This is a genomic window from Burkholderia sp. 9775_39 (assembly GCF_015712225.1).
Taxonomy (GTDB): Bacteria; Pseudomonadota; Gammaproteobacteria; order Burkholderiales; family Burkholderiaceae; genus Burkholderia; species Burkholderia cenocepacia.
Map to the genome: position 1 here is coordinate 1 of NZ_JACCQC010000039.1, position 18,879 is coordinate 18,879.

At 69.5% G+C, this 18,879-nt stretch carries 17 protein-coding genes; 4 read left to right on the forward strand and 13 right to left on the reverse strand.

All coding sequences use genetic code 11. From position 1 onward, the window contains the following. From H0X90_RS32350 to hutH, 10 genes are all read right to left on the reverse strand, one after another. A partial coding sequence (locus tag H0X90_RS32350; protein ID WP_196438380.1) for an aminotransferase class III-fold pyridoxal phosphate-dependent enzyme occupies window positions 1-275 on the reverse strand: 275 nt, incomplete at its 3' end. Window positions 276-303: 28 nt separating this feature from the next. Beyond that, entirely contained in the window at window positions 304-1,641 is a 1,338-nt protein-coding gene (locus H0X90_RS32355) for a glutamine synthetase family protein (RefSeq protein ID WP_006497799.1), read from the reverse strand. A gap of 12 nt (window positions 1,642-1,653) precedes the next feature. Beyond that, a complete protein-coding gene (locus H0X90_RS32360) occupies window positions 1,654-2,460 on the reverse strand; it encodes a gamma-glutamyl-gamma-aminobutyrate hydrolase family protein (RefSeq protein WP_069353717.1) in 807 nt (268 codons plus the stop codon). Window positions 2,461-3,181: 721 nt separating this feature from the next. After that, the gene (gene hutG / locus H0X90_RS32365) at window positions 3,182-3,979 is read right to left on the reverse strand and encodes an N-formylglutamate deformylase (RefSeq protein WP_077190148.1); all 798 of its coding nucleotides are present in this window, start codon (window positions 3,977-3,979) and stop codon (window positions 3,182-3,184) included. A gap of 59 nt (window positions 3,980-4,038) precedes the next feature. After that, on the reverse strand, window positions 4,039-5,415 hold the full coding sequence (locus H0X90_RS32370; RefSeq protein ID WP_060211736.1) for a formimidoylglutamate deiminase: 1,377 nt from the start codon (window positions 5,413-5,415) through the stop codon (window positions 4,039-4,041). Between the two features lie 196 nt (window positions 5,416-5,611). Then, complete coding sequence (hutI, locus tag H0X90_RS32375) at window positions 5,612-6,835, reverse strand: imidazolonepropionase (RefSeq protein ID WP_006488078.1); 1,224 nt, start codon at window positions 6,833-6,835, stop codon at window positions 5,612-5,614. Between the two features lie 4 nt (window positions 6,836-6,839). Then, window positions 6,840-7,451 (reverse strand): HutD family protein, encoded by a 612-nt coding sequence (locus H0X90_RS32380; protein WP_006488093.1) that lies wholly within the window; start codon window positions 7,449-7,451, stop codon window positions 6,840-6,842. Window positions 7,452-7,453: 2 nt separating this feature from the next. After that, on the reverse strand, window positions 7,454-9,142 hold the full coding sequence (gene hutU / locus H0X90_RS32385; RefSeq protein ID WP_006488101.1) for a urocanate hydratase: 1,689 nt from the start codon (window positions 9,140-9,142) through the stop codon (window positions 7,454-7,456). Between the two features lie 39 nt (window positions 9,143-9,181). Further along, window positions 9,182-9,877 (reverse strand): histidine utilization repressor, encoded by a 696-nt coding sequence (hutC, locus tag H0X90_RS32390; RefSeq protein WP_006488107.1) that lies wholly within the window; start codon window positions 9,875-9,877, stop codon window positions 9,182-9,184. A gap of 4 nt (window positions 9,878-9,881) precedes the next feature. Next, a complete protein-coding gene (gene hutH, locus H0X90_RS32395) occupies window positions 9,882-11,405 on the reverse strand; it encodes a histidine ammonia-lyase (RefSeq protein WP_006488089.1) in 1,524 nt (507 codons plus the stop codon). Window positions 11,406-11,619: 214 nt separating this feature from the next. On the opposite strand from hutH, the gene H0X90_RS32400 reads away from it, so the two are divergent. Continuing rightward, window positions 11,620-12,540, forward strand: a complete 921-nt coding sequence (locus H0X90_RS32400; RefSeq protein ID WP_077190149.1) for a glutamate/aspartate ABC transporter substrate-binding protein — start codon at window positions 11,620-11,622, stop codon at window positions 12,538-12,540. Window positions 12,541-12,561: 21 nt separating this feature from the next. On the opposite strand, the gene H0X90_RS32405 is transcribed toward H0X90_RS32400, so the two are convergent. Together H0X90_RS32405 and H0X90_RS32410 are read right to left on the reverse strand one after the other, a co-directional pair. Continuing rightward, window positions 12,562-13,317 (reverse strand): 4'-phosphopantetheinyl transferase superfamily protein, encoded by a 756-nt coding sequence (locus H0X90_RS32405; RefSeq protein WP_077190150.1) that lies wholly within the window; start codon window positions 13,315-13,317, stop codon window positions 12,562-12,564. Window positions 13,318-13,443: 126 nt separating this feature from the next. Continuing rightward, window positions 13,444-14,487, reverse strand: a complete 1,044-nt coding sequence (locus H0X90_RS32410; RefSeq protein WP_077190151.1) for an alpha/beta fold hydrolase — start codon at window positions 14,485-14,487, stop codon at window positions 13,444-13,446. A gap of 233 nt (window positions 14,488-14,720) precedes the next feature. Between H0X90_RS32410 and H0X90_RS32415 the strand changes: the two genes are divergently transcribed. From H0X90_RS32415 to H0X90_RS36100, 3 genes are all read left to right on the forward strand, one after another. Then, a complete protein-coding gene (locus H0X90_RS32415) occupies window positions 14,721-15,662 on the forward strand; it encodes a LysR substrate-binding domain-containing protein (RefSeq protein ID WP_006497790.1) in 942 nt (313 codons plus the stop codon). Between the two features lie 159 nt (window positions 15,663-15,821). Continuing rightward, window positions 15,822-17,054, forward strand: coding sequence for an MFS transporter (locus H0X90_RS32420; RefSeq protein ID WP_034201534.1), 1,233 nt, complete (start codon window positions 15,822-15,824; stop codon window positions 17,052-17,054). Beyond that, window positions 17,045-17,167, forward strand: a complete 123-nt coding sequence (locus tag H0X90_RS36100) for a hypothetical protein (RefSeq protein WP_256858328.1) — start codon at window positions 17,045-17,047, stop codon at window positions 17,165-17,167. The genes H0X90_RS32420 and H0X90_RS36100 overlap by 10 nt, the downstream gene beginning before the upstream one ends. Window positions 17,168-17,189: 22 nt before the next feature. Here H0X90_RS36100 and H0X90_RS32425 read toward each other — a convergent pair whose 3' ends face one another. Beyond that, the gene (locus tag H0X90_RS32425; protein ID WP_077190152.1) at window positions 17,190-18,668 is read right to left on the reverse strand and encodes a deoxyribodipyrimidine photo-lyase; all 1,479 of its coding nucleotides are present in this window, start codon (window positions 18,666-18,668) and stop codon (window positions 17,190-17,192) included. Between the last annotated feature and the right edge of the window lie 211 nt (window positions 18,669-18,879).

The following is an 18,879-nucleotide window of genomic DNA, read 5'->3' on the forward strand; positions in this document are numbered from 1 at the left end:
TTGTAGAACGGCAGTTCCTGGATCTGGCGATACGCGGCGTCGGCGAGTTCCTTGCGGCCGTAGCCGACGTTCACGCACCACAGGCCGGCCATCCCGTCGATCACCTTGTTGCCGTCCGAGTCCCACAGATAGACGCCGTCGGCCTTCACGATCACGCGGCTGCCGGCACGATTGAGCGCGCCCATGTCCGAGAACGGATGGATGTGGTGCGCGGCGTCGAGCGCGCGAAAATCGGCGGTCGAGCGCGGCGAAAAAGCTTCGTTTCGATCGGTCATGTTTTCTCCGTCAAACAGCGCCGCACGCTTACACGTGCAGCAGCAGGTGCCTGCGTTCCCACGAGCTGATCACGCGGAAGAACGCTTCGTATTCGGTTTCCTTCAACGCCAGGTAAGCCTTCACGAACTTGTCGCCGAGAATGCCGGCGAGCGGCTCGCATGCGGCCATCAGCGAGATGCCCTCCTCGAGATTGCGCGGCAGCTGATACGGCAGGTCGTAGCCGTCCGACGCGATCGGCTCGGTCGGCGCAAGCTGTTGCGTCATGCCGAGATAGCCGGCGGCAAGCGTTGCCGCGAATGCCAGATACGGATTGCAGTCGACGCCCGGAATCCGGTTCTCGATGCGTCGCGCGACGGGGCTCGACTGCGGAATGCGAAAGCCCACCGTGCGGTTGTCGTAGCCCCACTGCACGTTGATCGGCGCGGCCATGAAGCGCGACAGGCGGCGGTACGAATTGATGTACGGCGCGAAGATCGGCATCAGCGCCGGCGTGTACTTCTGCAGTCCCGCCAGGTAGCTGTGGAACAGCGGCGACACGGCGCCGCCTTCGTCGGCGAACAAATTGCGCCCGGTGCGCGCATCGGCCAGGCTCTGGTGAATGTGCATCGCGGAGCCCGGCTCGCCTTCCATCGGCTTGGCCATGAACGTCGCGTACATGTTGTGACGCAGCGCGGCCTCGCGCACCGTGCGCTTGAACAGGAACACCTGGTCGGCGAGCGGCAGCGCGTCGCCGTGCACGAAGTTGATCTCCATTTGCGCGGCGCCGACTTCGTGAATCAGCGTCTCGATGTCGAGGCCCTGCATTTCGCAGTATTCGTAGATGTCCTCGAACAGCGGATCGAACTCGTTGACGGCCTCGATCGAATACGACTGGCGGCCGGTTTCCGCCCGCCCGGTGCGGCCGACGGGCGGACGCAGCGGCAGGTCGGGATCGGCGTTCATGTCGACCAGGTAGAACTCCAGCTCGGGCGCGACGACCGGCTTCCAGCCCTTCGCCTCGTACAGGTCGAGCACGCGGCGCAGCACGTAGCGCGGCGAGATCTCGACCGGCGAGCCGTCGAAGTGCACGCAGTCGTGGATCACCTGCGCGGTCGGGTCGACCGCCCACGGGATCAGGCAGATCGTCGACGGATCGGGCACGCACACCATGTCGGGATCGGTCACGCCGGTCAGCGTGCCGTCCTCCGGATAGTCGCCGGTGACGGTCTGCACCATCACGGCCTGCGGCAGGCGCATCGATTCGCCGGATTCGAACTTGTTGCGTGGAATGATCTTGCCGCGCGCGATGCCGGCCATGTCGGGAATGATGGCCTCGACTTCGGTGATGCGGTGCTGTCGCAGGAATTCGCTCAGTTCGGGTTGCATGATCGGCCTCGTTCAGTCGATGTCGGATGCGGCCGGCGACGGCATCGCGCCGCCGGTCGCATGAATGCGATGTGTCATGTGCGCGCGGCACGCCGCGCCGAATGCCGCGAAGATGTCGCGCGACAGCGGCTGCTCTGCGTAGCGCCATTCGGGATGCCACTGCACGCCCAGCGCGAACGCACGCGCGCCGCGCACGCTGACGGCCTCGATCAGCCCGTCGGGTGCGCTCGCTTCGACGGCGAGCCCCGCGCCCAGACGCGCGATGCCCTGGTCGTGCAGCGAGTTGACCGTCGCCTCGTGCGCACCGCGCGCGACCCGCTGCAGCAGACCGTCGGGCGCGAGTTGCACCACGTGCGCGGGACCGTACTGCCGCTCGAGCGGATCGGCCGGCCGTTCGCGATGATCGTCGAAGCCGGTCGTCGCGTGCAGCCGCTGATGCAGCGTGCCGCCGTACGCGACGTTCAGCTCCTGCATGCCGCGGCAGATCGCGAGCACCGGCACGCCCGCGTCGATCGCCGCGCGAATCAGCGGCAACGCGGTCGCATCGCGCGCCGGATCGTGCAGCGTGTCGGGCGCGCTCGCGGCGCCGCCGTAATGATGCGGTTCGACGTTCGAATAGCTGCCGGTCAACAGCAGCCCGTCGATTGCCGCGACGATCGCGTCGGCCGGCTGCCGCGCGCCGAGCGCAGGCAGCACGAACGCCAGCGCACCGGCGCCGTCGACGACGGCGGCGAGGTACTTCTCGCCCGCCGTGTGGTTTGGATGGGCGCCGCGCAGGATGCGGTCGGCGGTGACGGCTACGATCGGTCGTGCGCGCATCGGCGTCTCTCCGGTAATGGCGCGCGACATGCTTGCGCGCGCAACGAGGCGGGTTCGCGGGTACGCCGCACGCGCGTGCCATCCCGCCGCGCAGGCGCGATCCTGCCGCGCGGATGCCGCGGCAACAGGCGGTACGGCCCGGGACGGAAGCGGAAAGGGACGCTAGGGCAACAACGATGCGCTGCCGTCGCACTGCACCGCGCTGCACAGGTGCGCGGTCACGAGATTGAAGCGGCGCGGGCCGCGATGAGAAATGGCGAAGAAGCGAGGCTCGCGTAACGGGGCGGCGCGCGTGCCGCGATCAGCATGCCGGTTCGGCCCGGCCTGAGGCGGCGCGCCCGCCGACGGACTTCGGGTCCGGCGTATCGAAGGGCTGGCGGCTTTCACGATCGTACTCGACTGACTGATGGAGACAGGACACGTGTCGCAATGCCGCGTGGCGACACGTCAGCAAGATGTCTCGCAGCGGATTCGGCGTAGCACGGCCATCGTCGAGGGCCTCGCCGCCGGTGCGCGCGTGACGACTTCCTGACATTCAGCTTATATCACCTAAAAATTGCGTCAACTTTTCGGGGGCGGACGACGATATCGATCAGACGAAAAAAACGGCATCGATCGCGCGGATCGATGCCGTTTTGTGCGTTGCATCGGCTTGCCTGCTACGTGCCGGCGGGGCGGCACGCATCGTCGCGCCGCGCCGCCGCATGGACGCGGCCCGTGCTCAACGATGCGCGAGTACGGTTTCGACGAGCGTCTGCAATAGCGGCGCGATCCGTGCTGCACGCGCTTCGTCGTACGCGTACGGACGCGTCTCCTCCATGTAGGTGATCTGCGACAGTTCGAGTTGCACGGCCTCGACGCCGGTATCGGGCACGCCATAGTGTCGCGTGATGTAGCCGCCCTTGAAGCGCCCGTTCGCGACGGCCGTATAGCCGCCGTGCGCGAGCACGCGCGCGGCCAGTGCCTCCGCGAGGCCCGGCGCCGCACTCGCGCCGCTCGACGTGCCGAAGTTGAAGTCCGGCAGGCGGCCGTCGAAGAAACGCGGCACGTGCGAGCGGATCGAATGCGCTTCCCACACGAGCACGCGGCCGTGTTCGCCCTTCAGCCGCGCGATCTCGCGTTGCAGCGCGTCGTGATACGGCACCCAGTAGCGGTCGCGGCGACGCATGATCTCGTCGTTGCCGGGCAGCGCGTTCGCCGGATACAGCGGCGCCTTGTCGAACGTATCGACCGGCACGAGCCCCGTCGTGTCCTGCCCCGGATACAGGTTCTCGTTGTCGGGCGGACGGTTCAGGTCGACGACGTAACGCGCGTGCGACGGCACGAGGATCGACGCGCCGAGATCGGCCGCGAACCCGTACAGCCGCTCGAGATGCCAGTCGCAATCGTCGACGAAGCGCGCGTCGGGCGTCATCGTCGCGGCGATGTCGTCGGGGATGTGCGTACCTGCGTGCGGAATCGAGATCAGCAGCGGCAACGTGCCCTGCTTCAGCGTGAATACAGCCGGTTGTTCAGTCATGTCGCCTCACCGTAAGAGTCGGCCGGCGCACGCATGCGGCGTGCGCCGGTTGCCGCGCGTCAGCGCAGCAGTTGCGCCAGCGCGGCGCGGTAGTCGGCATACGCGGCGGCTTCGTCGCGATGGCGGCGGCCGCTCACGACGCGCTCGCCGCCCGTGTAGACGTCGAGCACCGGCGTCTCGCCGTGCTCGGCGAACACGATGCCCGACAGCCATGCCGCGCTGCCATGTTCGGCGATCGCCGGGTGATCGGGATCGAGCACGAGCCAGTCGGCGCGACAACCTTCGCGCAGCGCGCCGATGCGTCGCCCGCTCGCCTGCGCGCCGCCCGCGAGCGACGCATCGAACAGGCGATCGGCGACGTGCGCCTGCGTGTCGCTTGCCAGCACGTTGCGCGCGCGGTGCACGAGCCGCTGCCCGTATTCGAGCAGGCGCAGCTCCGAGCGCCAGTCGACCGACGCGTGGCTGTCCGAGCCGATGCCGATCACGCCGCCTTGCGCGAGATAGTCGACGGCCGGGAACACGCCGTCGCCGAGGTTCGCTTCGGTCGTCAGGCACAGCCCGGCGACCGCGCGGCGCTTCGCGAGCGCCGCCGTCTCGACCGCGTCGACGTGCGTCGCGTGCACGAGACACCAGCGCGCATCGACGTCGAAGCGATCGAGCAGCCATTGTACGGGGCGTGCGCCGTACGCGCGAACGCAGTCGTCGACTTCGGCCGTCTGCTCGGCGATATGGATATGCACCGGCGCATCGTCGGGCAATCCTTCGAGCAGCGCACGCAACCCGTTTTCGGATACCGCGCGCAGCGAATGCGGCGCGACGCCGTAGCGCAGCCCGCCATGCTCGGGCGCCGCGCGACGCATCGCATCGAGCAGTTCGAGCACGCCGTCGGGCGTGTTGATGAAGCGGCGCTGGTCGTCGCGCGGCGGCTTGTTGCCGAAGCCGGCGAACTGGTACGACACGGGCAGCATCGTGATGCCGACGCCGGCCGAGCGCGCGGCATCGATCACGCGCGTGCCGAGCTCCGCGATCTGCGGATAGCGCGAGCCGTCCTGCGCGTGATGCACGTAGTGGAATTCGCACACCGACGTGTAGCCGCACTTGAGCATCTCGACATACAGCCAGCGTGCAATCGCCGCGAGCGCGTCGGGCGTGATCTTCAGCGCGAAGCGGTACATCAGGTCGCGCCAGCTCCAGAAGCTGTCGGCGGGATTCGCGCGGTATTCGGTGAGCCCCGCCATCGCGCGCTGGAACGCGTGCGAATGCAGGTTCGGCATGCCGGGCAGCACCGGCCCGGCCGCGCGTGCGACGCCTGCCGGCGCGTCGGTGTCGGGCGTGACGTCGGTCAGCGTGCCGCTCGCGTCCCAGCGCAGCAGCACGTTGCGGCGCCAGCCATCGGGCAGGTAGGCATGGTCCGCGAACAACAGGGTGTCGGTCATTGCGAGTCCTTATCGACCGGTTCAGGCGCGTCAGCGTCTCGTCCGGTCCGGTGCCGCGGCCGGCAGGCGTGAGCGCGTCGCGCTTGCCCCTGCCTCGCGGCGATCGACCGGAGTGCGCCGTTGCGCCGGGTCCGGTCCCATGCAAAACGTCGGCCGGACCGGGTCCGTCACGACCCGGCCCGATCCGTCGCCAAACTTATCCGTTCATCCGGCGAAACACGGTCGTGCCGCCGCGTACGACCTGTTCGCACAGCGGCCGGCCGATCCAGTACGCCAGCTCGGCCAGCGAGCCGACCGACCAGACGGCGAAGTCGGCCTGGCGACCGACCTCGAGCGCGCCGTGGCGATCCGCGCGGCCGAGCGCCGCGGCCGCATGGCGCGTGACGCCCTGCAGCACCTCGGGCACCGTCATGCGGAACAGCGTGCAGCCCATGTTCAACGTCAGCAGCAGCGATTCGAGCGGCGACGTGCCCGGGTTGTGATCGGTCGCGAGCGCGATCGGCACGCCGTGCTTGCGCAGCAGCTCGATCGGCGGCAGTTGCGTTTCGCGGATGAAGTAGTACGCGCCGGGCAGCAGCACGGCGACCGTGCCGGCCGCCTTCATCGCCTCGATGCCGGCTTCGTCGAGAAATTCGAGGTGATCGGCGGACAGCGCGCGGTAACGCGCGGCGAGCGCCGTCCCGCCCGCATTCGACAGTTGCTCCGCATGCAGCTTCACCGGCAGCCCCCGTCGCGTCGCGGCCTCGAACACGCGCTCGGTTTGCGCGAGCGAAAAGCCGATGCGTTCGCAGAACACGTCGACCGCGTCGACGAGCCCTTCGTCGGCCAGCGTCGGCAGCATGCGGTCGCACACTTCGTCGATGTACGCATCCGCGCGCCCCGCATATTCGGGCGGCAATGCGTGCGCGCCGAGGAAGGTCGTATGGACGGTGACCGGGAAGCGTTCGCCGAGCTGGCGCGCGACGCGCAGCATCTTGCGCTCGCTCGCGAGGTCGAGCCCGTAGCCGGACTTGATCTCGATCGCGGTCACGCCTTCGGCGAGCAGCGGCTGCAGGCGCGCGGCGGCCTGCACGAACAGCGTCGTCTCGTCGGCCGCGCGCGTCGCGCGCACCGTCGACACGATCCCGCCGCCCTGCCGCGCGATTTCCTCGTAGCTGACGCCCGCGAGGCGCTGCGCGAACTCGTCGGCACGCGTGCCGCCGTACACGAGATGCGTATGGCAGTCGACGAGGCCCGGCGTCACCCACGCGCCGTGCAGGTCCTCGCGCCGCCAGTGCGCATAACCGTGCGGCAGCGCGGACAGCGCGCCGAGCCACGCGATCGTGCCGGTTTCGTCGACGGCGATCGCCGCGTCGTCGATCGTCTCGTCGGGATGGCCGTGCGGACACAGCCTCAGGTGATGCCAGACAGTCGGTTTCATGCGTTCAGTCTCGTTCGCCGACGGCAAGCGAGACGGCGAGCAGCGCGCCGCCTCCGCTCACGACGACGTCAAACGCACGCCGCGGCCCGTCGAGCCGCAACGTGTCCATGTCTTCCAGCGCGTAGTGCGTGCCGTCGAGGTCGACGCCCACCGCACCGGCCGCGCAAAACAGCAGCACGGTATCGGCCGGCGCAAGGCGGTGAGCCCCCGCGCGCCACACGTCGAGCGTGCCACGCGCGGCCGAACGGCGCGTCATCAGGTTGAAGTCGCGCGTCGCGCCGTCGTGCAGCGTCGCGTCGATCGCCGTCTCGCCCGCGAAATCCGCACGGGCCAGCGGTGCGTCGAGCACGTGCCGCGGGCCGCCCGCCTCGGCGAGCGTCATGCCCGCGCCGGACAGCAGCACGAGCGTGCGGTCGATCCCGTCGAAACGCGAGAACGGGCCGGCCGTGCCGACGTCCGCGACGCTCACGCGCCACGCGAACGCATCGAGTGCCGCGCCGGGCGGAAACGCGCCGATCTCGCGCGTCACGCCGCCGCCGTTCTTCCACGGCGACGCAACGAGATCCGCCGCGCGGATCATCGTTGCGTGCAGCGGCGCCTGGTCGAGCGCCGTCATGCTCAGCGGCCGAGCATCGGCAGCTTCAGGCCGGCTTCGCGAGCCGTCTGCTGCGCGAGTTCGTAGCCGGCATCCGCATGGCGCATCACACCCGTGGCCGGATCGTTCAGCAGCACGCGGCCGAGACGCTCGTGCGCGTCGGCGGTGCCGTCGGCGACGATCACGACGCCCGAGTGCTGCGAGAAGCCCATTCCGACGCCGCCGCCATGGTGCAGCGACACCCACGATGCACCGCCCGCGGTATTCAGCAGCGCGTTCAGCAGCGGCCAGTCGCTGACGGCGTCCGAACCGTCCTTCATCGATTCCGTCTCGCGGTTCGGGCTCGCGACCGAACCGGTGTCGAGGTGATCGCGGCCGATCACGATCGGCGCCTTCAGTTCGCCGTTCTTCACCATCTCGTTGAACGCCTGGCCGAGGCGGTAGCGATCCTTCACGCCGACCCAGCAGATCCGCGCCGGCAGGCCCTGGAACGCGATGCGCTCACGCGCCATGTCGAGCCAGTTGTGCAGGTGCGGATCGTCGGGGATCAGCTCCTTCACCTTCTGGTCGGTCTTGTAGATGTCTTCCGGATCGCCGGACAGCGCGACCCAGCGGAACGGGCCCTTGCCCTCGCAGAACAGCGGGCGGATGTACGCCGGCACGAAGCCCGGGAAGTCGAACGCGTTCTCGACGCCCATTTCCAGCGCCATCTGGCGGATGTTGTTGCCGTAGTCGAGCGTCGCCGCGCCGCGTTCCTGCAGCGCCAGCATCGCGCGCACCTGGACGGCCATCGACTGCTTCGCGACCTTCACGATGCTCTGCGGATCGACCTTCTGCGCTTCGCGCCATTGCGCGACGGTCCAGCCTTGCGGCAGGTAACCGTTGATCGGGTCGTGCGCGCTCGTCTGGTCGGTCACGCAGTCCGGCGTGATGCCGCGCTTGACGAGTTCCGGGAACACGTCGGCCGCGTTTCCGAGCAGGCCGATCGACACCGGCTTGCCGGTGCGCTTCGCTTCGTCGATCATGGCGAGCGCTTCGTCGAGCGTCGTCGCCTTCTTGTCGACGTAGCGGGTCTTCAGGCGGAAGTCGATGCGCGTCTCGTCGCATTCGACCGCGATCATCGAGAAGCCGGCCATCGTCGCGGCGAGCGGCTGCGCGCCGCCCATCCCGCCCAGGCCGCCCGTCAGGATCCAGCGGCCCGACGGATCGCCGTTGAAGTGCTGGTTCGCGACCGAGAAGAAGGTTTCATAGGTGCCCTGCACGATGCCCTGGCTGCCGATGTAGATCCAGCTGCCGGCCGTCATCTGGCCGTACATCATCAGGCCCTTGCGGTCGAGCTCGTGGAAGTGATCCCAGTTCGCCCAGTGCGGCACCAGGTTCGAGTTCGCGAGCAGCACGCGCGGCGCATCCTTGTGGGTGCGGAACACGCCGACCGGCTTGCCCGACTGGATCAGCAGCGTTTCGTTTTCCTCGAGATCCTTCAGCGACGCGAGGATCTGGTCGTAGCATTCCCAGTTGCGCGCAGCACGCCCGATGCCGCCGTACACGACGAGCGCATGCGGATGCTCGGCGACTTCCGGGTCGAGGTTGTTCTGGATCATCCGGTAGGCCGCTTCGGCCAGCCAGGTCTTGCAGGTCTTCTCGCTGCCGCGCGGCGCGCGGATCGTGCGCGTCGGATCGAGACGGGGATCGATGTGTTTCGGATGGTTCATGACGACTGCTCCCGAAGGAAAATGACTATCAAATAGGAATCAGAAATGCCCGGTGAAGCGATAACGGCTGCCGGGATGCCACAGATTCGCCACCGAGGCGACGACGCCCTGCGACCAGGTGCGCCGATGTAAAACCAGACACGGCTCGACGTCGTCCATCCGCAGCTGCTCGCGCCGCTCCGGCGCCGGGGCCGCCGCTTCGATCCGGTACTCGACGCGCTGCAGCGGCGCCGCGCGCATCAGGTACAGGTTCGGCGTCGTGTTCGTGAAATCCTGCTCGGCGTAATCCGGCGCGACCGCCGGATTCACCCATCGTTCTTCGAGCTGCACCGGCTCGTCGTTCTCGAAGTGCAGCACCTGCGAATGAAACAGCTTGGTGCGCACGGCCACCTGCATCTCGTCGGCGAGGGCATCGTCGGCGCGAATCGTGTCGAGCCCGAGCACGCTGGCGCGGTACGCATGCCCGCGCGCGCCGACTTCCTCGGAGATGCTGCGGATCGCGACCAGCGTCGACTCGTACTTCGGCCGCGCGACGTAGGTGCCCGCGCCCTTCATGCGCGTGAGCACCTGCTCGGCCGTCAACTCGCGCAGCGCGCGGTTGACGGTCATGCGCGCCACCTTGAACTCGCGCGCCAGCTCGTTCTCGGACGGCACCTGGTCGCCCTCCTCCCACTCGCCGGCATGGATGCGGGCCAGGATGAAATCCTTGATCTCCTGGTAGACCGGCGCACTCATCGGCTTACTGTTCCGATGCGAACGAGAACGGCGCGACCTTCGCGAACGCGCGCTCGCCGACCAGCTTCGCGATCACCGCGATGTCCGGTGCGAAGTAGTGGTCGAGTTCGTAGTGCGCGACCTGGCTGCGGATCGTCTCCATCACCGGCGCGAGCTTCGGGCTCGTGTGGTACGGCGCGCGCAGGTCGACGCCCTGCGCGGCGGCCAGCAGTTCGATCGCGAGGATGTGCTTCGTGTTGTCCGCGATGTCGGCGAGCTTGCGCGCGGCGAACGTCGCCATCGACACGTGGTCTTCCTGGTTCGCCGAGGTCGGCAACGAGTCGACCGACGCCGGGTGCGCGAGCGTCTTGTTTTCCGATGCGAGCGCGGCTGCCGTCACGTGAGCGATCATGAAGCCGGAGTTCACGCCGCCGTCCTTCACGAGGAACGGGGGCAGGCCCGACAGCGTCGCGTCGATCAGCAGCGCGATGCGGCGTTCGGCCAGCGCACCGATTTCCGATGCGGCGAGCGCGAGGTTGTCGGCCGCGAACGCGACGGGCTCCGCGTGGAAGTTGCCGCCCGACAGCACTTCGCCGGTGTCCGGGAAGATCAGCGGGTTGTCCGACACGGCATTCGCTTCGACCAGCAACACGTCGGCCGCATGACGCATCTGGTCCAGGCACGCGCCCATCACCTGCGGCTGGCAGCGCAGGCTGTACGGGTCCTGCACCTTGTCGCAGTCGCGGTGCGACTGGTTGATCGGCGAGCCTTCGAGCAGTTCGCGGTACGACGCGGCCGCGTCGATCTGGCCTTGATGGCCGCGCAGTTCGTGGATGCGTGCGTCGAACGGCTTCACCGACCCGGCTGCCGCGTCGACCGACAGCGCGCCGGCGACGAGCGCGGTGCGGTACAGGTCTTCGATCGCGAACATGTTGTCGAGCGCCAGCGCGGTCGATGCCTGCGTGCCGTTCAGGAGCGCCAGGCCTTCCTTCGCCTGCAGCGTCAGCGGCGCGAGGCCCGCGACGCGCAGGCCGTCGAGCGCACTCGCGCGCTCGCCGCGGATGAACACTTCGCCGACGCCGAGCAGCACGGCCGACATGTGCGCGAGCGGCGCGAGGTCGCCCGACGCGCCGACCGAGCCCTTCACCGGGATCAGCGGCAGCACGTCGGCGTTGAACAGCGTGATCAGCGCATCCATCACTTCACGGCGGATGCCCGAGTGGCCGCGGCCGAGGCTCGACAGCTTCAGCGCCATCAGCAGGCGCACCGACGAACGCGCCATCGGCTCGCCGACGCCGACCGCGTGCGACAGCACGAGGTTCTTCTGCAGCAGTTCGAGCTGGTCGTGCGGGATGTGGGTGCTGGCCAGGCGACCGAAGCCCGTGTTGATGCCGTAGGCCGGCTCGCCCTTCGCGGCGATGTCGGCGACGGCCTTCGCGCCGGCGTCGATCTTCGCAAAGCTCGCCGGATCGAGCTTCAGTTGCACGGATTCGCGTGCGATCTGGCGCAGTTGCGGGAGGGTCAGATGGCCGGGGGTCAACGTAATCATGTGAGCAATCCTGTCTAGACAAGTTCGGAATGGATTGAAGTGTAGCCACATCAACTTGTCTAGACAACCCGTTTTTCACCGAATTCGACTCGGGAGTTTCCCTGATGTCCGGCGCGGCCCGCCCGGCCGGCCGGCGACGCACGGGGGATTAACATGTGTTGCAATTATTTTGTTTTTGGCAACATACGGATCACCACTCGCCCCGGAGACCGTCATGCCCTTCCCGTCCCGCTTCGCCGCCCGCCTCGGCCGCTCCCTGCTCGTCGCCGCATGCGTGCTCGCGTGCGGCGCATCCGTCGCCGCGGAACCGCTGTCCGGCACGCTCGAGAAGATCCGGCAGGCCAACCTGATTTCGATCGGTCATCGCGAAACGTCGGTGCCGTTCTCCTACGTCGATGCGGGCGGCAAGGTCATCGGCTTCTCGCAGGACCTGTGCGAGCGCGTGATCGCCGCGGTGAAGGCGCGCACCGGCAAGCCCGACCTGCAGGTGCGCTTCATTCCGGTCACGTCGCAGAACCGCATTCCGCTCGTGCAGAACGGCACCGTCGATCTCGAATGCGGCGTGACGACCAACCTCGCCGCACGCCATGCGCAGGTCGCGTTCTCGACCACCTTCTTCGTCGCGACGACGCGCCTGCTCACCCGCACCACGTCGGGCATCCGCGACTTCCCCGATATGGCCGGCAAGACGGTCGTGACGAACCAGGGCACGACGTCCGAACGCCTGCTGCGCAAGATGAACGAGGAAAAGAAGATGAACATGCAGATCATCAGCGCGAAGGACTACGGCGAAGGGCGCCTGACGCTCGAATCGGGCCGCGCGGCCGCGTACATGATGGACGACGTGCTGCTCGCGGGCGTGCGCCAGCTCGCCGCGAAACCGGCCGACTGGCGGCTCGTCGGCACGCCGCAATCGTCGGAAGCCTACGGGTTCATGCTGCGCAAGGACGATCCGCAGTTCAAGGCGCTCGTCGACGGCGTGCTCGTGCAGTTGATGAAAAGCGGCGAGATCGACGCGCTGTACGACAAATGGTTCATGAAGCCGGTGCCGCCGAAGGGGCTGTCGTTCGACTTCCCGATGAGCGACGTGATCAAGGCGCGCTATGCGGCGCCGAACGACGCGCCGCTCGAGTAAGCGCCGCGCGTCGACCCCGGCTTACGCGCGCGTCCACGCGACGCATGCCGCGTAGCCGGGCGCCGCGTCGAGCCACGCCGCGTCGAACGCCGCGACGCCGGCAGCAGGCGCGGCCGGCTCGACGATCGTCGTCGCGGGCGTCGTGGCGTCGCGCGGCGGCACGACCGCGAACGCGCGCAGCCCGCCGACGATGCCGGTGCCGAGCGCCTTGAGCAGCGCCTCCTTCGCGGACCACACCCGCATGAATTCGCGCTCGCGCGTGCCGCCCGGCAGGCTGTCGAGATACGCGACCTCCGCGGGGGCGCACACTTCGCGCGTCAGCGCGCGCCAGTCGGCCGCGCGGTTGCAGCCCTCGATATCGACGCCGACGCGGCCTGCCGGCGCCCACGCGATCAGCGCATGATCGCCTGCGTGCGATACGTTGAAGTCGAGCGACGCGCGATGCGCGCGGTCCAGCAACGGCCGCCCCGATGCGTCGACGACGATCGCGACCGCTCGTGGTGCGATGCCGAGCGCCGCGCCGAGCACGTCGCGCAGTGCGGCGCGCGTCGCGGCGCTGCGTACCGCATCCTCGTGCCGCAGGAAGCGCGCGGCGCGTGCGCGCTCGTCGCCGCTCAGCGCCGCATACGCGGGCGACGCGAGCGGCACGCGCCAGTCGAAATCGACGCGCGCGATCCGCACGCCGGCGCGCGCCGCGGCGGGCGGCACGTCGAGTGCGTGCACGCGCCATGCGCGGGGCGCTTCAACGGGAGACGCGGAATCGGACGGAATGGACATCGGCGCGCGGCAGCCTGTGCTGTGAAACGAAACGTCCGATGTTAATCGATCGCGGCCGCCCGAGGCCGCCGCGACACGATCGGGAATTGAACGGGGGCGGCGTGACGCGTTCGTGTCTGCCCCCGATCACCCGTTCGCGGCCCTACCCGGCACGCCGCTCCCCGTCACTCGTCCACGCGAAGCCGGATGCAGCGCATGCACGGCGCCCGGCGCGTCGGCGGGCAGCACGCCGTGTTGCAGCCAGTACAGCGCGACGGGCCACAGCGTATCGGTGAAGCGGCTGTGGAAAAACGCGAAATGGCCGATCGCGTCGACGCCGATGTCGGCCGGCGCGATCCGCAGATGCGTGACGTTGCTGCCCGTGTAGTAGCCGACCAGCCGCTCGATCGCGTCGACCGTGCCGAACGCGTCGTCGTCGAGGCCGATCGCGAGCATCGGCGCCGACAGCCCCGCGAAGCGGGCCGGCAACGCGGCGCGGCTCGCGCCGCTGTCGTCGAGCTCGCGGCCGATGTAGCCGTCCTCGAAACGCGGCTGCGAACGCGCCCACGACAGCGCGATACCACGCGGCGTGTCCTCCATCCAGCCGAGCCGCTTCGCGGGCACGTAGCCGAACACGGTCGCGAGCGCCGGCATCGCGACATGCCACTTCCACCACATGCGGCGCCGCTCGGCCGGCAGGTAATCGCGCCAGTACGCATACTGCGCGCCGACGGTCACCGCATGCCGCACATGCACGTTCGATGGCGCGAGGCCGAGCACGCAGCCGCCGATGCTGTGCGCGACCACATCGAGCGGCTGGCCCGGAAACGCGTCGCGCGCGTAGTGCAGCGCGGCCTCGCAATCGAGCCGCCCCCAGTCGAGCCAGTTCGCGCGCAGCTTCGCAAGCTGCGCCGGGCGCGACCCGCCGATGCCGCGATAGTCGTAGACGAGCACGTCGCGCCCTTGCGCGAACAGCCAGGCCGCGAAGCGGAAGTAGTAGTCGCAGCGCACCGACGTCGCGCAATTGATCACCGTGACCGGCCGCACGGCGCCGCCGCCCCGATGGCGCCAGACGTGGCCGCGCAATGCGTAACCGTCGGCTGCGCGCAGCGTCACGGGCTCGGGCGGCAACGCCCCCGCCGCGCGACTGCCCTGCGCCGCCGCCCCGCCTGCTTCGTTCGAAATCGTCATCGTGTCTCCTGTCGACCTCAGTTAGCGCTTTGGCGCTTACTGAAGTCCCATGCATGGCTGTCGGTCCGAGTGAGCGCTTCAGCGCCGATTCGGACCCGATGCATCGCGGTCGGCCCGGTGGGCGCTTCGGCGCCTGCTCGGCCCCTTCATTCGCGATCAACCGGCCTCCATTGAACTTGACGCGTGCCGCGTTCTCAACCAATCTTGCTGCTCCGTTCGCATGAGTCACGCGCATGTCAACGCCACTCGTCCGTCTCCCGTCGCTCGATCTCGTCCGCGGTTTCGTCGCCGTCGGCCGCCGCATGAGCATCACGCTCGCCGCGCAGGACCTGTGCGTCACGCAGTCGGCGGTCAGCCGTCAGATCCATGCGCTCGAAGCGCATCTCGGCGTCGCGCTGCTGCAGCGCGGCTACCGGAAGATCGCGTTCACGCCGGAAGGCGAGCGACTGTTCCGCGTCGCCGATGCCGCGCTGCACGGCCTGCAGGACACCGTCGCGTCGCTCGCCGCCGCGCGCGAGCGTCAGCCCGTGACGATCACCGCCAGCATCGGCGTCACCGCGCTGTGGCTGCTGCCGCGGCTCGGGCGACTGCAGGCGCGGCTGCCCGGGATCGACCTGCGCGTCGCCGCGAACGACAAGGTACTCGATTTGCGCGCCGAAGGCATCGACCTCGGCATCCGCTACTGCCCGCGCGAGCGCGCGCCGGCCGGCGCGCTGCGCCTGTTCGACGAGATCGTCGTGCCGGTCGCGCACCCCGCGCTCGCCGCGCGGCCGGTCACGAGCGCGGCCGCGATCGCCGATCACGTGCTGCTCGAATTCGACGGGCCGCCGCAACCGCAACTGCAGTGGCACGCGCATCTGCATGCGGCCGGGCTCGACGACGCGCGCCCGAAAGGCGTGCTGCGCTTCAACCAGTACGACCAGGTGATCCAGGCCGCGATCGCCGGCCAGGGCATCGCGCTCGGCCGGCTCGCGCTGGTCGCGCCGATGCTCGCCGACGGCCGGCTCGCGGTGCTCGGGCCGCACACGCAGACGCTGTCGGAAACGTACGGCTACTGGCTGTTCCAGCACGATCCGGCCCCGCGCCGCGAAGTCGCCGACGTGCGCGACTGGATGCTCGCCGAAGCGGCCGAATGCGACGCGGCGATGCACGCGCACGATACGACGTCGGCCTGAGCCGGCCGCGCGGAGACCCGTGCGGACAGGCAAGCGCGCCCTCGCATTCCCGCTGCGCATGCGAACCTGACCGAATGATCGCTTGAGCGACGGCAGCCGCGATCGTCTAATCGGATCGAGCGCGGCCGTTTCGCCGCGCGCCTTCATCCGGAGACACGCATGACCCCGATCGAGCAGGAAGTCCGGCGCCGCTGGCTGCCCGTGCTGGCAGGCGGCCTGATCATGGGCGCCGCGCTCGGCATCCGTCACGTGCAGGGCCTGTTCCTTGCGCCCGTCTCGCTCGACCACGGCTGGTCGCGCGAAGCGTTCGGGCTGGCGCTGGCGCTGCAGAACCTGATCTGGGGCGTCGCGCAGCCGTTCACCGGGATGGTGGCCGACCGCTTCGGCTCGGTGCGCGTGATCGTCGCCGGCATGCTGCTGTACGCGGCCGGGCTCGTCACGATGGCGCACGCGGCCACGACCGGCCTGTTCACGGTCGGCGCCGGCCTCGTGATCGGCATCGCGCTGTCGGGCTCGGCGTTCGCGTCGATCTACGGCGCGCTGAGCCGCCTGTTTCCACCCGACCGGCGCGGCTGGGCGCTCGGTGTCGCCGGCGCGATCGGCGGGCTCGGCCAGTTCTGCATGGTGCCCGTCGCGCAGGCACTGATCGGCGGCATCGGCTGGCGCCACGCGTTCATCGCGCTGGCGCTCGTCGCCGCGCTGCTCGCGCCGCTCGCGGTGCTGCTGCGCGACCGGCCCGCGCAGGTGGCCAGCGCCGCCGCCGGCCCCGACCAGTCGATCGGCGAAGCCGTGCGCGAGGCGTTCGCGCATCGCGGCTTCTGGCTGCTGAACGCGGGCTTCTTCGCGTGCGGCTTCCAGCTCGCGTTCATCGCGACGCACCTGCCCGCGTACCTGCTCGACCACGGGCTGCCGGCGCGCCACGCGAGCGTCGCGCTCGCGCTGATCGCGCTGACCAACGTGGCCGGCACCTACGCGTGCGGCCATCTCGGCGGGCTGCTACGGCGCAAGTACGTGCTGTCGGTGCTGTATCTCGTGCGCGCGCTCGCGATGGCCGCGTTCGTCGCCGCGCCGCTGTCGCCCGCGAGCGTCTACGTGTTCGCGGCCGTGATGGGGTTCACATGGCTCGGCACGGTGCCGCTGACGAACGGCGTGATCTCGCAGGTGTTCGGCGTGCGCTACATCGCGACGCTGTTCGGCTTCGTGTTCTTCGGACACCAGCTCGGCAGCTTCTTCGGCGTGTGGCTCGGCGCGCTCGTGTACGACGCGACGCATTCGTACCTGCCGCTGTGGCTCGGCTCGATCGCGCTCGGCGTGCTCGCGGCGCTGCTGCACCTGCCGATCGACGACGCGCGCGTCGCCCGCCCGGCGTCGGGCCGCGCGGCATGGGCCTGATCCGTGCGGCGCTGACCGCCGGCACGCTCGCGTTCGTCGCGTGGTGCGGCGCGGCCTACTTCGGTTCCGACGTCGCCTACGCGCTGCTCGAGCACGTCGCGTTCTGCAGTTGAGGCGGCGAACCGCGGCGTACGGTCAGCGGCGCTTCGGCAACGCGGCCAGCGCGTCGAGCGCACGGGCACGCGCGGCCGCGTGTTCGACGAGCGGCGCCGGATAGTCGATGCCGAGCCGGATGCCGGCCGCTTCGAGCGCCAGCGGCGACGCTTCCCACGGCGCATGGATCGACGCATCGTCGAGGCCGGCAAGCTCGGGCACCCAGCGCCGTACGTACGCGCCGTCCGGATCGAACTTCTGCCCCTGCGCGACCGGATTGAAGATGCGGAAATACGGCGCGGCATCGGCACCGCAGCCAGCCACCCACTGCCAGCTCGCCGCGTTGTTCGCGGGATCGGCGTCGACCAGCGTATCGCGGAACCATGCTTCGCCCGCGCGCCAGTCGATCAGCAGGTGCTTGATCAGGAACGACGCGACGACCATCCGCACGCGGTTGTGCATCCAGCCGGTCGTCCACAGCTCGCGCAGGCCCGCATCGACGAGCGGGTAGCCGGTCCGGCCGCGCTGCCATGCACGTAACGCGGCGGGATCGTCGCGCCACGGCATCGCATCGAATTGCGCGCGGAAGTTGTCGGTCGCGAGCGTCGGGAAGTGATACAGCAGCGTGTAGCTGAATTCGCGCCAGCCGAGCTCGCTCAGGAACTTGTCGGCATCGGCCGCGTATGCCGCGCCGCCCGCGCTCGCCGCGCCCTGCACCGCATGCCACACCTGCCTGGGCGACACGTTGCCGAAGCGCAGGAACGGCGACAGCCGGCTCGTCGCCGGGCGGTCGGGACGGTCGCGCGCATCCGCATAGCCGGCGAGCGATGTCGTGAGAAACGCATCGAGCTGTGCATGCGCACCGGCTTCGTCGGGCGCCGGCCACGCATCGCGCAGTCCGCCGGCCCAGTCCGGCGCATGCGGACGCAACGCGAGCGCGTCGAGCGCCAGCGCGCGGTCGCGCACGGCCTTCGGCCACGAATGAAACACGATCTGCCCGGGTGCCGGCAGCGGCGCGGCGACCGCGCGATCGCGGCGCGCCGCGCGCCAGTACGCGGTGAATACCTGATACGGGCCGCCACTGCCCGTCAGCACCTCCCACGGCTCGTTCAGCAGGCTGCCGTTGCTGCTCTCGACCGCCACGCCGCGCGCCTTGAGCGACGTCTTCAGCGCCGCGTCGGCGTCGCGCTGCGGCTGCGCATAGCGGCGGTTCCAGTACACGGCCGCCGCGCCCGTGTCGCGAACGAGTCGCTCGATCTCGCGCTGCGCGTCGCCGCGCAACAGCAGCAGGCGCCCGCCATGCCGCGCGAGCGCGGCGTCGAGCCCCGCCAGCGACCCGTGCAGCCACCAGCGCGCCGCCCCGCCGAGCGCGGGCCCGGCGCCGGCGCCCGTGTCGTCGACGAAGACGCACACGAGCGGCCGGCCGGATTCGACCGCACGCGTCAGCGCGGGCTGATCGGTCACGCGCAGATCGTCGCGGAACCAGACGATCGCGGGAGCAACGGACGACTGGGCGGGCACGGGCACCTCGATGACGAAAGCGAAAAGAGATGCGTATTGTCGCGGCTGCGCGGCGCGGTGTCGACGCCGCCGACGGTCGGGCCAATCCTGCCGCCCCGCCGCGCCCGGTGAAACGCCTTAGTCCGTTCCGACGATTCTTCACCGTGCGCGCCGGCCTACGCTCGATGTCGGGTGCGCCGCGCGGCGCCGCACGTCGCCGGCCGCGACCGGC